General features: G+C 67.8%; 12 protein-coding genes. 3 read left to right on the top strand and 9 right to left on the bottom strand.

Annotated features, from left to right (window positions below):
• Nucleotides 1–78: 78 nt before the first annotated feature.
• Entirely contained in the window at nt 79–1,245 is a 1,167-nt protein-coding gene (locus tag ACFOOL_RS05485) for an SGNH/GDSL hydrolase family protein (RefSeq protein ID WP_380095609.1), read from the bottom strand.
• 97 nt (nt 1,246–1,342) lie between these two features.
• Nucleotides 1,343–2,329, bottom strand: coding sequence for a UDP-glucose 4-epimerase GalE (gene galE, locus ACFOOL_RS05490; protein WP_380095611.1), 987 nt, complete (start codon nt 2,327–2,329; stop codon nt 1,343–1,345).
• 102 nt (nt 2,330–2,431) lie between these two features.
• Between galE and galU the strand changes: the two genes are divergently transcribed.
• Complete coding sequence (gene galU, locus ACFOOL_RS05495; RefSeq protein WP_380095613.1) at nt 2,432–3,322, top strand: UTP--glucose-1-phosphate uridylyltransferase GalU; 891 nt, start codon at nt 2,432–2,434, stop codon at nt 3,320–3,322.
• Here the strand turns inward: galU and ACFOOL_RS05500 are convergent.
• The 4 genes from ACFOOL_RS05500 to ACFOOL_RS05515 all read right to left on the bottom strand — a co-directional run bounded on the left by ACFOOL_RS05500 (nt 3,312) and on the right by ACFOOL_RS05515 (nt 7,076).
• A complete protein-coding gene (locus tag ACFOOL_RS05500) occupies nt 3,312–4,571 on the bottom strand; it encodes an outer membrane beta-barrel protein (RefSeq protein WP_380095614.1) in 1,260 nt (419 codons plus the stop codon). The two genes, galU and ACFOOL_RS05500, sit on opposite strands and share 11 nt — an antisense overlap.
• 89 nt (nt 4,572–4,660) lie before the next feature.
• Nucleotides 4,661–5,134: an NfeD family protein gene (locus tag ACFOOL_RS05505; RefSeq protein ID WP_380095616.1), complete on the bottom strand. Its 474-nt coding sequence runs from the start codon at nt 5,132–5,134 to the stop codon at nt 4,661–4,663.
• A 10-nt stretch (nt 5,135–5,144) separates the two neighbouring features.
• Nucleotides 5,145–6,149, bottom strand: coding sequence for an SPFH domain-containing protein (locus tag ACFOOL_RS05510; protein ID WP_380095617.1), 1,005 nt, complete (start codon nt 6,147–6,149; stop codon nt 5,145–5,147).
• A gap of 87 nt (nt 6,150–6,236) precedes the next feature.
• Complete coding sequence (locus ACFOOL_RS05515; protein WP_380095619.1) at nt 6,237–7,076, bottom strand: glycoside hydrolase family 25 protein; 840 nt, start codon at nt 7,074–7,076, stop codon at nt 6,237–6,239.
• A gap of 189 nt (nt 7,077–7,265) precedes the next feature.
• On the opposite strand from ACFOOL_RS05515, the gene ACFOOL_RS05520 reads away from it, so the two are divergent.
• Entirely contained in the window at nt 7,266–8,792 is a 1,527-nt protein-coding gene (locus ACFOOL_RS05520; protein WP_380095621.1) for a YifB family Mg chelatase-like AAA ATPase, read from the top strand.
• A gap of 39 nt (nt 8,793–8,831) precedes the next feature.
• Here the strand turns inward: ACFOOL_RS05520 and cfa are convergent, their stop codons facing one another.
• The 3 genes from cfa to ACFOOL_RS05535 form a co-directional block, all read right to left on the bottom strand.
• Entirely contained in the window at nt 8,832–9,944 is a 1,113-nt protein-coding gene (gene cfa / locus ACFOOL_RS05525; protein ID WP_380095623.1) for a cyclopropane fatty acyl phospholipid synthase, read from the bottom strand.
• Between the two features lie 97 nt (nt 9,945–10,041).
• Nucleotides 10,042–10,725 carry a helix-turn-helix transcriptional regulator gene (locus tag ACFOOL_RS05530; RefSeq protein ID WP_380095625.1) on the bottom strand — a complete coding sequence of 228 codons (684 nt, stop codon included), beginning with the start codon at nt 10,723–10,725 and terminating at the stop codon, nt 10,042–10,044.
• A 155-nt stretch (nt 10,726–10,880) separates the two neighbouring features.
• Complete coding sequence (locus tag ACFOOL_RS05535; protein WP_380095627.1) at nt 10,881–11,891, bottom strand: aldose epimerase family protein; 1,011 nt, start codon at nt 11,889–11,891, stop codon at nt 10,881–10,883.
• A 134-nt stretch (nt 11,892–12,025) separates the two neighbouring features.
• On the opposite strand from ACFOOL_RS05535, the gene ACFOOL_RS05540 reads away from it, so the two are divergent.
• The gene (locus ACFOOL_RS05540) at nt 12,026–13,069 is read left to right on the top strand and encodes a LacI family DNA-binding transcriptional regulator (RefSeq protein ID WP_380095629.1); all 1,044 of its coding nucleotides are present in this window, start codon (nt 12,026–12,028) and stop codon (nt 13,067–13,069) included.
• Nucleotides 13,070–13,118: the final 49 nt, after the last annotated feature.

Below are 13,118 nucleotides of genomic sequence, written 5' to 3' on the forward strand. Positions count from 1 at the left end.
CCATCATGGCCACCAGCGCCGCCGGTGCCGGCGCGGCCCGCTCGGAAATGCTGACGTTCCCGGCGGGTGTCTCGCCCGTTATCGCGGCGCCTCTCCCGCCGGCTCGGGCGGGATGAGCCCGAGGCCGAAAGCATCCACCCGGCCCATCGGCGCCTCCAGCAATTGCTCCAAAGAAAATCCGTCCTGCCTGGCGCCTGGGTCCTTGGCGATCACCAGGTCGCCCGCCCGGGACGGCGCCCGGCTGAGCGGCATCACCGCGCCAGCCACTTCCAGCAGCCGGGTCTGGCCCAGACCCTGAAAGGGCGGGCGCAGCATGCTCGCGGCGTCGGTGCCGGCCAGCGGGTCGGCAACGGCGAGGCTCACCCCGCCCCCGCGATAGAAGCCACGGATGGACTGGCTGATATAGAAGGCCAGCTTGTCCGAGCCGGCATTGGAAAAATGGATGCCGTCATCCTTGCGCATCAGCGCGTTCTGTCCGCTGACGTCGGGGCCGTAGGAGGAATATCTGCCGTCTTCCCCCAGGAAGCGGTCATAGATATCGAGAAACTCGGCGCCCCCGGAAAAGGCCGCCATGCGGTGCAGGGCGCTGATCTGGCTGATGGCGCTGGAATACTCGCTGCGCGACATCGGCGGCAGGCCCAGCCAGATCACCGGCTTGCGCGCCGCCCGCAACTGGCCGAGAAACCTGTTGAGCCGGTCCTGATAGGCCGCCACCCAGCCATCGCTCAGCGCCGGATAGGTCCGTCCCTCCGATCTGATTTCCTGGCGGTCATTGATGCCGATGATCACCACGGCCAGATCGAAGCTGTCGGCGGCGATCTGCTCGGCCAGGGCACCGTTCCAGTCGAAGTAGTCGTCGCGCACGAAACCGGACGAACTGACCCCCTGCCCGATGACGATCAGGTTCGGGTCTTCGGCGTAGAAGCGCTCCAGCGCCCGGCTGAGATCGATGGCGAGCGAATCCCCGAACACGGCGAGCCGGGTGGCACCGGGCGCCTTTTCCACCTGCGGCTTGGGCGGCGGCAAGGCGGCGGCGGGCGCGGCGCGGCGCGGCTGGGTCTGCTGTACCGGCGGGGGCGGGGGCGTCGGTTCCGCGCCGAACAGCAGGTCGAAAAGCGTGCGGCGCCGGGGCTGTTCCTGCTGGGCCACCAGCATGCGGTCGCCCGCGACAGCCTGGGCCAGCGCCGGCGCGGCATCCGCCAGGACGAAACAGGCAATCAGCATGGCAAGGACGAGGCGCTTCATCAGCAATTCCGCTCCGGACCGGCCGTTTCTAGCATCGGCCCGCCGGCAAGGCCACGCCGCTCCCGAGGCCTTTACCGCAGCGCCGGCGACGTTCCCGCTAACTGTTGCGGGTCGCCAGATAGCGCTCCCAGGCATAGGCGGTCTCGACGATTTCATCGAGGTCGTCATGCCGGGGCATCCAGCCCAGCATCTGCCGCACCTTTTCGCCGGTAGCGGTGATGGAGGCCGGATCGCCGGGGCGGCGCGGGCCCTCGTCGGCGCGGAAATCGACACCCGAGACACGGCGCACCGTTTCCACCACCTCGCGCACCGAATAACCCCGGCCATAGGCGCAGTTGAGCGTCGCGCTCTCCTCGCCCGCGCGCAGGTGCCGCAAGAGCAGCGCATGGGCGGCGATGAGGTCGGTGACGTGGATATAGTCGCGCACGCAGGTGCCGTCCGGCGTTTCGTAATCAGTGCCGAAAATATCCATCTTGGCGCGCTGGCCCAGCGCGGTCTGGCAGGCGACCTTGATCAGATGCGTCGCCTCCGGCGTCGACTGGCCCGAGCGCTTCTGCGGATCGGCGCCCGCCACGTTGAAATAGCGCAAGACCCCATAGGTGATGTCATGGGCGGCCGCGACATCGGCCAGCATCCATTCGGTCATCAGCTTGGACCGGCCATAGGGCGACATGGGGTGCAACGGCGTGTCCTCCACCACCGGGGCCAGCCCGGTCATGCCATAGACGGCGGCGGTCGAGGAAAAGATAAAGTGCTTCACCCCGCCCCTGACCGCCGCCTCGATCAGATTGCGCGAGGTGGCGGTGTTGTTGGCGTAATATTTGAGGGGATCCGCGACCGATTCGGGCACGACGATAGAGCCGGCGAAATGCACGATCTCGGTGATGCCGTACTTCCCGATGAGCCCGGTCACCAGATCGATATCGCCGGCATTGCCCGGCTCGAACCGGGCCCTTGCGTCGATGGCCCAGTCGAAGCCCGTGACCAGATTGTCCAGCACTACCACGTCTTCGCCGCTATCGGCCAGGTTGAGCACCATATGGCTGCCGATATAGCCGGCCCCGCCGGTCACCAGAACGGTCATGCTTTGTCTCTCCGCTTGGAAATGCTATCTGGCCGCAACGATATCGATCAGATGTTGATTTAGCTTTATGACCGATCAGCATCGAGTAGGGAGAATTTCCACGTGACCAAACGCGTCCGCACCGCCGTCTTTCCCGTTGCCGGGCTGGGAACCCGCTTCCTGCCCGCCACCAAGGCCATGCCCAAGGAGATGCTCACGGTGGTCGACCGGCCGCTGATCCAATATGCGGTGGACGAGGCGCGCGAGGCCGGCATCGAGCACTTCGTCTTCGTCACCGGGCGCAACAAGGGCGTCATCGAGGACCATTTCGACCGCCAGTTCGAGCTCGAGACGACGCTGGAGCAGCGCGGCAAGACCGAGGCGCTCACCGAACTGCGCAAGGACCTGCCCTCGGCCGGCCGCACCAGCTTCACCCGCCAGCAGGAGCCGCTGGGCCTCGGCCATGCGGTCTGGTGCGCCCGCGACATCGTTGGCGACGCGCCTTTCGCCCTGCTGCTGCCCGACATGCTGTTCAAGGGTGAGCCGGGGGTCCTCAGCCAGATGATGGAGGCCTATGAGCAAAAGGGCGGCAATGTCGTCGCCGTCGAGGAGGTTCCGGAAAGCGAAGTGTCCGCCTATGGCGTGGTGGCCCGCGGCGAGGGGCCCGACAAGGGCTTTGCCATTACCGGCATGGTCGAAAAGCCCCGGCGCGAGGATGCACCCTCCAATCTCATCATTTCGGGCCGCTACATTCTGCAGCCGGAAATCTTCGGCCTGCTCGCCAACCAGACGCGCGGCGCCGGGGGCGAGATCCAGATTACCGACGCCATGCAGACCCTGATGACCCGCCAGCCCTTCACCGGCGTCAAATATGAGGGCCAGAGCTTCGACTGCGGCGCCAAGATCGGCTTTCTGACGGCCAATGTGGTCTACGCCCTCGATCGCGAGGATATCCGTCCCGGCTTCCTGCGCGAATTGCGCAAGCTCGATCTGGGCGAGGAGTTCAGCGCCTGAGCGTGATGCCCAGGCTCACGGTATGGGCGTCGAAGACGCCGCTGCGGCTATTGTCGCTGTGGCCGTAGCGGTAGTCGGCCGCCAGGGCGGTGTGCTTGCCGAGGCGGTAGTCGGCGCCGGTGCCGAAGCCGTGCCGCCGCTCGGTTTCATCGCTCCCCTCAAGCGTGCTATGGCCCCAATCGGCCGAAGCGCGCAGGCGCAGCCACGAATTGACCGTATAGTCGATTTCGGCCACGGCCCGGTGCGACACTCGCGCCGTTCCTGCTGAATCGGCCCCGGTCGGCTCGATGCCGGTGGACAGGGCGGCGGTGAGATTGAGCGTGGGATCGGGGGTGAAGACCACCTTGACGTCGTAGAGCCGCGTGGTGATATCGGCGATGCCCGGGGCGTCGAAATCGTGCTGGCCGACGCCGATGGAGGCGCTGGCCGAAAGGATGCCGTTCCACTTGCCGGCGAGGCCGGCGCGCAGCGCCCGACCGGTGGCGTCGGTGCGCAGGCCGAGGCCCGGCGCCGGCCGGTCGAACCAGTCGCGGCCCAGGGTGGCCTCCCCGAACACCTCGAGGATCGGCGTTGCCTGATAGCCCAGGCGCAGGCGGGCCTCGCCGCTCCAGACATTCTGGTCGGAATTGTCGGTCAGGCCGCTATCGGTGCGGGTGGTGGGGCCGTAGAGCGTGCGCGACAAATCGCCGTTGACGCCGAGGTTGAAGCGACCGAAGCGGCGCTCGATACCGGCGCCGATCGCGCCGGTGAGGATGTGCGGCGGCTCGATGATGCGGGGGTCGAGGCCGGGCGTGCCCGGCAATTGCCGGCTGAGCTCGAGCGCGGCCCGGCCCGAAAGGCGCGTCCGGCGATCGAGCGCCGTGGTGCTCGACAGTCCGAGGCGCAGCGCCGGAACCTCGATCCGTCCATCCTGCGGACGGGCCAGATCGGCCTGCCCCTCGATTGTGAGATCGGTGCGGCGCCCCTCGTGGATGGCGGTGAATTGCGGGGTGAGCGTGGTGACGAAGCTGCTGCCATCGGTGGAGCCCGTGAGCGTGCCCTTGAGACCGATGGACCAGTCGATGTCGAAGGGCGGATGGCCGGGCTCCGCCGGCACGCCGAAGCCCTCGGGAACCGGAGCCGCGGGATAAAGGCCCGGGCGCAGTCTTTCGCCGTCCGAGGCGGGGCCGGGCGGGTCGGCCAGCGCCGTCCCGGCCGCCAGCAGCGCGGCCAGCGTGACGAGCAGCATTTTGAGATTTCGCCCGGCCAAGCCCTGCTCCGTTGGAAATCGGCGCGCGCCCAGGCCCGCACCGCCCGGACGCTCATGGGGGCGTCCGCCGCAATCCTTTCAGTTTATGGTTAACGAATGCTTGCGCCGGGCTCCGGGACCGGCTCGACGCGCAGCACTGCGCCCTCCGCGCCCACGATGCGGATGCGCCGTCCCGCCGGCAGGTCCGGCCCGGCGATGCGCCAGGTGGTGTCGCCCAGCGCCAGCCGGCCGAAGCCGCCGCTGATCGGCTGGTCCAGCACCGCTTCCTGGCCGATGAAGTGGTCGGTGCGCCGGTTGAGCAGCGGCCGGTCGGTTCCGGTCCGGCGATTGCGGGTCACCCGCAGCCAGACCAGGATCGAGACCAGCGACAATATGCCGAAGATCAGGAACTGGACCGCCCAGGGCAGCGGCTGGAAGAGGGTGAGGAGACCGGTCAATATGCCGGCAATGCCCATCCAGACCAGGAAGCCGCCGGGAACCACCAGCTCGAGCGCCAGCAGCACCAGCCCGGCGACGATCCAGCTCCAGGGGCCGTAGGCGGCGAGAAAGGCGATGAGGTCCATGCGGTTTCGCCTAGTTGTGGTCCGTTGCGGGGCCGGCGGCGGGCGGCCGGCCGGCGCGCGCCGCCGGGGCGGTCCGGTCGCCACCGAAGGTTTCGCGGGCGATTTCGGCGATCCCGCCGATGGAGCCGATGACGCTGGCGGCCTCGACGGGCAGCATCAGCAGCTTCTGATTGGGCGAGGTGGCGATCTCCTCCAGCGCCTTGATGTAATTATTGGCGACGAAATAATTGATGGCCTGGACGTCGCCCGCGGCGATGGCGTCGGAAACTAGTTGCGTCGCCTTGGCCTCGGCCTCGGCGGCGCGCTCGCGCGCCTCGGCATCGCGGAAGGCCGCTTCCCGCCGCCCCTCGGCCTCCAGCACCTGCGCCTGCTTTTCCCCTTCGGCCTTGAGAATGGCCGCCTGCCGGCGACCCTCCGCCTCCAGAATGGTGGCGCGCTTCTCGCGCTCGGCCTTCATCTGCCGCCCCATGGATTCCACCAGATCCTTGGGCGGATCGATGTCCTTGATCTCGATGCGGGTGATCTTGACGCCCCAGGGCGCCACCGCCGTATCCACCACCCGCAGCACCCGGTCGTTGATCTCGTCGCGATGGCTGAGCAGCTCGTCCAGATCCATCGAGCCCATGACCGAGCGGATATTGGTCATGGTGAGGTTGAGGATGGCGTTTTCCAGATGGGCCACCTCATAGGCGGCCGAGGCGGCGTCGAGGATCTGGTAGAAGGTGACGCCATTGGCGGTGACGGTGGCGTTGTCGCGGGTGATCACCTCCTGGTGCGGCACGTCCAGCACCTGCTCCATCACGTTCAGCCGCTTGCCGATGGTATCGATGAACGGCACGATCAGGTTGAGGCCGGGCTTGAGCGTCCGGGTATAGCGGCCGAAGCGCTCGACGGTGAAATTATAGCCCTGCGGCACCGTCTTGGCGCCGGCGAACAGCACCAGGACCAGCAATATGCCCAGGCCGATGAGGACCGTGCTCAGCCCGTCCAGCCCCAGTCCGCCGAAAATATTCATCACCGTCTCCATTGGCGCATCGTGCCGGCACACTATTGCATCGGCGGGGCGGATGCCTACCCGCATTCTGCGCCGTCGCGCAGGCCGCTATTTGGCCGGCAGGCACCGCCCGCTCGCCTGCAGGGCCGCGAGGGCGCGCGGGTCGCATCCGGTATGGAGGAACATCAGCCAATCGTTCTGGTTGCCGTAAAAGACGTTGCGGTCGACCTCGCCCCGCACCCCGCGCACCACCCCGGTCTGGGTATATTGCCAGAAGGTCCAGGGACGGTTCTTGTAGCGCTCATGCGGCTCGGCGGCGGTCGAGCGCAGCCAGAAGGCATTGGGGAAATATTCGCCCTCGAGAATGTCGCGGTGGAAGTTCATGTCGGTATAGATGATGGGCAGCTTGCCGGTATGGCGCTCCATCACCTCCAGCATCAGCCGGATCTTTTCCAGTGCATCGGCGCGGTTGGGCTTGGTCTTGCAGCTCGAATGATTGTTCCATTCCAGGTCCAGCACCGGCGGCAGGGCGCTGGGATCGTAGGGGACGTTCTGCACGAACCAGGCGGCCTGCTCGGACGCCAGCGAGCACCAGGTCATGAAATGATAGGCGCCGCGCGGCATGCCGGCATCGCGCGCCCGCTCCCAGTTCACCCGGAAATTGGGGTCGATATAGTCCTTGCCCTCGGTGGCCTTCATGAAGACGAAATGGATGCCGGCCGCACGCGCCACGGGAAAATCCACGTTCTCCTGATAGCGGGCGACGTCGATGCCCTGAATGGGCATGGTGCGGGCCCGGTCGACCGCCGAATGCGGGCGATTGTCCCCCGGTATGGCGCCGTAGAGCCCGCCGCCGCTGGCGCAGGCCGCCAGCGCCGCCGCCATGAGGCCGATCGCCGCCCCACGGGCGAAACGGGAAAACGAATGCGGAAACCGGACAATGGCCATGCTTGAAAACACTCGGGACGCAACACCTGATCTGGCATTTGATTCAACATGCAGCGGTTAACGGAGGTTTAGGGTAACCAGTGTGGCAGCGGGCATGGTTAACATGCCGCAATCCGTTCGCTTTACGTTCTTGAGGCGCCGCGCCGCTTCTGCTAGCCTTTGCCGGCGGATTTGGGGGCAAAGCCGAAAATGGTCACCCGCGTAGCCACGGTCGCGTTTCAGGGCATCGATGCGGTGCCGGTCGACGTTCAGGCGCAGATCGCGCCGGGAATGCCGGGCTTCGTGCTGGTCGGCCTGCCCGACAAGGCGGTGCGCGAGAGCGGCGAACGGGTCCGCGCCGCCCTGACCGCCTCCGGACTCGGCCTGCCGCCCAAGCGCATCACCATCAATCTGGCTCCTGCCGATCTCCCCAAGGAAGGCAGCCATTACGACCTGCCCATCGCCCTGGCGCTGATGGGCGCGCTGGGCGCCATTCCCCAGGACGCGCTGCACGGCTTCATGGCGCTGGGCGAATTGGGGCTCGACGGGCGGCTGGCCCATGTCGGGGGCGTGCTGCCCGCCGCCATCGCCGCCCATGCGAGGGGCCTGGGCATCATCTGTCCCGCTGCCTCCGGCTCCGAGGCCGCCTGGGCGGGCGAGGACGTCGACATCGTCGCCGCCGACGGCCTGCTGGCGCTGGTCAACCATCTGACCGGCCGGCAATTGCAGGCCCGCCCGCTTCCCGTTCGCCGCTCCGCCGCGGCCGAGGACCTGCCCGACCTCGCCGATATCCGGGGCCAGGCGGTCGCCAGGCGGGCGCTGGAGGTCGCGGCGGCGGGCGGCCACAATATGTTGATGGTCGGGCCGCCGGGGGCGGGCAAGACCATGCTGGCGTCGCGCCTCCCCTCCATCCTGCCCCCGCTCAGCCCGCGCGAACTGCTCGACATCTCGATGATCCAGTCGATTGCGGGGGAACTGGCCGGTGGAGCGCTCTCGGACCGCCGGCCCTTCCGCGCCCCGCACCATTCGGCCTCCATGGCGGCGCTGGTGGGCGGCGGCATCAAGGTGCGGCCGGGAGAAGCGAGCCTGGCGCATAACGGCGTGCTGTTCCTCGACGAATTGCCCGAGTTCTCGCCCGCCGTGCTCGACAGCCTGCGCCAGCCGCTCGAAAGCGGCGAGACGGTGATCGCCCGCGCCAATGCGAGGGTTTCCTATCCGAGCCGCTTTCAGCTGGTGGCGGCGATGAATCCCTGCAAATGCGGCCTCGCCGGCACGCCGGGCCATAGCTGCAAGCGCGGCGCCGCCTGCGCCGCGGATTATCAGGCCCGCATTTCCGGGCCCTTTCTCGATCGCATCGATATCCGGATCGAGGTGCCGGCCGTTTCCGCCGCCGACATGATCGCCCCCGCCGCCGATGCGGAACCCTCGGCGTCCGTTGCCCGGCGGGTGGAGGCGGCTCGCGCCCGCCAGCGCGCCCGCTATGAGGGAGCGGGCCATCCCGGTATTCTCACCAATGCCGCCGCCCCGGCGGCCCTTATCGAGAGGCTGGTCGAGCCCGACGACGACAGCCGCAGCCTGCTCTTGCAGGCGGCGGAGCGCTTCAGCCTGTCGGCCCGCGCCTATCATCGCGTACTCAAGGTCGCGCGCACGCTCGCCGACCTGGCGGGCGCGGACAAGGTCGCCCGGCCCCATATCGCCGAGGCGCTGAGCTATCGGGTCACCTCCGGCGCGGCCTGAACCACGGGGCGGCGACGTTTCACGTGAATCGCGCCGCCGTCAGCCGACCCGCCGGTAGCCCCCGGGAACGCCCCAGGGCGAGAAGACGATCTGCCAAAGATTGATCTGCCGGGCGCGGAACAAGGCGGCGGATACCGACAGGTAAAAGCGCCACATGCGCCGGAAGCGCTCGTCATAGCGGGCCGACAGCGCCGGCCAGGCCGCCTCGAAATTGGCCAGCCAGGCCATCAGCGTACGGTCGTAATCGGCGCCGAAATTGTGCCAGTCCTCCATCACGAACCGGCCTTCCGCCGCCGCCCCGATCTGGGCGATGGAGGGCAGCATGCCATTGGGGAAGATGTATTTTTCCGTCCAGGGATCGCCATGGGTGGCGGAGTGATTGCCCCCGATGGAGTGCAGCAGGAACAATCCGTCCGGCTTGAGCAGCCGCCGGACTTTTTCGAGGAAGGCGGGGTAGTTCTTATAGCCCACATGCTCGAACATGCCCACCGAGACGATGCGGTCGAACTGGCCCTCGAGCGTGGCGTAATCCATGAGCCGGGTCTCGACCGGCAGGCTGCCGGCGCGCTGATTGGCCAGCGCCGCCTGCTCCCCGCTCACGGTGACGCCCAGCCCGGTGACACCGTACCGTTCGGCGGCGAAATTGAGCAAGCCGCCCCAGCCCGAGCCGATATCGAGCACGCTCATGCCCGGTTGCAGGCCGATCTTGCGGCAGATGAGGTCCAGCTTGGCCTCCTGCGCCGCCTCCAGCGTATCGGCCTGGGCCCAGTAGCCGCAGGAATAGACCATGCGCGGGTCCAGCATGGCGGCGTAAAGATCGTTGCCGATGTCGTAATGTTTCTCGCCCACCTCCCGCGCCCGCAGGCGCTGGAGATTGAACAGGCGCCCGCGCACTATGCTCCAGAGCAGCGGCAGGTCGCGGGGAAAGGCGTCCTGGATGCGGGCGCTGGCGAGCTTGAACAGGAAGGCGTCGAGCGGCTTGGCCTCCCACCAGCCGTCCATATAGCTCTCGCCCAGCCCCAGCGTCCCCTCGCGCAGGACGCGGTCATAGAGGCGTTCATCCCTGATGGCGACATCGGCGGCGTCCGGGTCGAGGCTGACGCCGGCGCGCGAAAGCTGTTCGAGCACGAACCGTTTGGCAGGCGAGGTCATGGCTGGCACGGGGATTTAACCAGAGACGCCGGGAGTTTAATCCCATCGTCGCGCGCCGATCAAGCGTCCCGCGAGGCGGACGATTCACGTGAAACCATCACTCCGCCGCCCAGCTCTCGTGCCATTCCCGCTCCAGCACGGCGCGCCGCTTGCCGTAGCGCTGGTCGGTGACGGTGAGACGCACGATGCGGTCGGTGCGGAAATTGCGGAAGTCCCCGCGCAGCAGGCACCAGGCCGCAATCGTTTGTTTTCCTTCATAAAAAGCCAGACCGACCGGCCAGATCGTGCGGCTGGTGGCGCGGCCTTGCTCGTCCTCGTAATCGATGGCGACGGCCATTTCCTGGCGCATGGCGCGGCGGATCTCGCCCAGCACCGGCACCGGGCGGCGCTGGCTCCACAGCGCCACCGGCCAGAGCGCCGTATCGCTGATCCGGTCGCGCAGATCCTCGGGCGAGGCGGTGGCGATCTTGGCCAGGGCGTTGCGGGCGGCGGCGCCCAGATCCTCGTCCGGCTGGCTCTCGACCCAGCGCGCGCCCAGCACCAGCGCCTCCAGCTCCTCGGGCGTAAACATAAGCGGTGGAAGGAAAAAACCGGGCTTCAGCATATAGCCGATTCCCGCTTCGCCATCGATCGGAGCCCCCAGCCCGATAAGGGTGCGGATGTCGCGATAGAGCGTGCGGACGGAGACGCCCTGCTCCTCGGCCAGCGCCGCCGCCGTGACCGGGCGCCGGTGGCGCCGGAGGGCGTCCATGATGGAAAACAGCCGTTCGGTCTTGTCCATGCGAGCGTCTCCATGGAGACCTCCTGCGCGTCTTTCGGGTCGCAGGAGCATCCGGGGCGGACCGGACAGAAAGCGTCAGCAGGCCCTTGGCATCATTGTCGCAGGGCCCGGTCCAATGTCAGCACATCGTTAGCATTTCATTCGCATTTCACGGGTCAGGCGATCTCGAATTCGCACCAATGGCGATAGGGCCGGTCGGGCGAATAGATGATATTGGGGAAATGCGGATTGTGCAGGGCATCGGCAAAGGCCTGGTCCTCGAGGCAGAAGCCCGAATATTTGCCGTAGCGCCGTCCCTCGATCCCCGGCACCGGCACGTCGGTCCAGACGGAATTGTAGACCTGCACGCCCGGGCGGTCGCTCCACAGCTTGAGCGTCAGCTCGTCCCCGGGCGCCGCCACGGTGGCGATGGGGTCGGCATTGCGCCGCCCGGTGTCGAGCACCATGCCGATATCGTAGTCGACCGGCGCGCCGCCGGCATCGCGCATGGTGCGCGGCGTCCGCAGATCATAGGCGGTGCCGGCCGAGGGGAGGATAGCTCCGGTGGGGGCCAGGTCGGCGCCGAGCTCGGTATAGGCGCCGGACTCGACCTGGATGGTATGGTCGAGCACCGTGTCGGTGGTGCCCAGATTGAAATATTGGTGCTGCACCAGGCTGATGGGCGTCGGGCGGTCGGTGGTGGCGCTGAGCTCCAGCCGCAGCCGGTTGCCATCGAGCGTATAGGTGGCGGAGAAATTGACATTGCCCGGATAGCCCATGGCCCCGTCCGGGGAGAAATGGCTGAAGCGCACGGCATTGTTGGCATTGTCGACCTGGCCGGTCCACACCTGCCGGCCCAGCCCCTCCTCGCCGCCATGCAATTGCAGCGTGCCGGCATTGGCGGGCAGATCGTAGGTGATCCCGTCGAGGGTGAAGCTGGCATCCTTGATGCGGTTGGCGACGCGCCCGGCCAGCGAGCCGAAATGCGGGCTGTGCAGGGGATAGGGGGCGAATTCCTCGAAACCCAGCGCCACTGCGCGCATGCCGCCCTTGACCGGCACCCGCCAGTCGCGCACCGCCACGCCAAAGCCGATGATGTCGACGACGACGCCGGTATCGCTGGTGAGACGGAACTGGTCGACCCGCTGTTCCCGAAATTCGCCAAAGGTTGAAACCGCGATTGCCATCTGCATCCCCTTCCCCGGTGTTCCGGGGCGGAGCTGTAGCCTTATTCGCCCCCGCCGCGCAACGCCGCACTTGACCTTTGCGTCCCGGCCCACAACTCTGGCGCGGCACCGGCAAAAGCTGCGGGAGGAGCGGTTTGAGCGAGGAAAACACGAGGCGGCGGGCGACGGTCCATGACGTGGCGCGGGCGGCCGGGGTGTCGCTGGCCACGGTCGACCGGGTGCTCAACGGCCGGCCCGGCGTGCGTGCCGCCACCGCCGAAAAGGTCGAGGCGGCGATCGCCCGGATCGGCTTTTCGCGCGACCTCAACGCCTCGCTGATGGCGCGGGCGCGCGACCTCAAAATGGTGTTCTTCATCCCCGATGGCGGCAATGAGTTCATGGACAGCCTCGCCGACGCGGTGCTGCGGCGCTCGCCCCTGGCGCTGGCCGACCGCATCCATCTCGAGCTGCGCCGGGTGCGGGCGCTCGACGCCTCGGCGCTGGCGCGGGACCTCGCCGGGCTCGGCCCGCACGATTGCGACTGCGCCGTCATCGTCTCGGGCGACGAGGCGGCGGTGCTCGCCGCCGTGGACGCGGCCTGCCGGCGCGGCATCGCGGTGATGACGCTGGTTTCGGACCTGCCCGGCTCGGCCCGCCGCCATTTCATCGGCATCGACAATGTGGCGGCCGGGCGCACCGCCGCATCCCTTATCGGGCGTTTCCTGCCCGCCGGCGGCACGGTGGGGGTGGTGGCCGGTTCGCTGCAGCTACGCGACCATGCCGAGCGGCTGGAGGGGTTCCGCGCCGCCCTCGCCGAGGAGTTTCCCGCCATCGTCCTGGTCGGGCCGCTCGAGGGCCATGACGATCCCGAGATGACGGCAAATCTCGTCGCGGCGCTGCTGCGCGAGCGCCCGGACCTGTCCGGCCTCTATAATCTGGGCGCCGGCAATGCCGGGCTGGTGGCGGCGCTGGACGCCTCGGGCCGGGCCGGGAGCATCCGCGTCATCGCCCACGAACTGACCACCCCGACCCGGGCGGGCCTGCAGGAGGGGGCCATCGACGTGGTGCTGGACCAGAACCCGGACGGGGAAATCCGCGAGGCCATCGCCGCCGCGCGCACCCTGGCGCTGGGCACGGCGCGCCATGCCGCGACCGACCCCATTGAAATTGGGATTTTCCTGCGCGACAATCTCAGGTAAGCCGATATCGAGCGTTGGGAGGAAGGTGCGATGCTTGCGTCCGGTAAAA

This window comes from Devosia honganensis, from assembly GCF_042648785.1.
Taxonomy (GTDB): Bacteria; Pseudomonadota; Alphaproteobacteria; order Rhizobiales; family Devosiaceae; genus Devosia; species Devosia honganensis.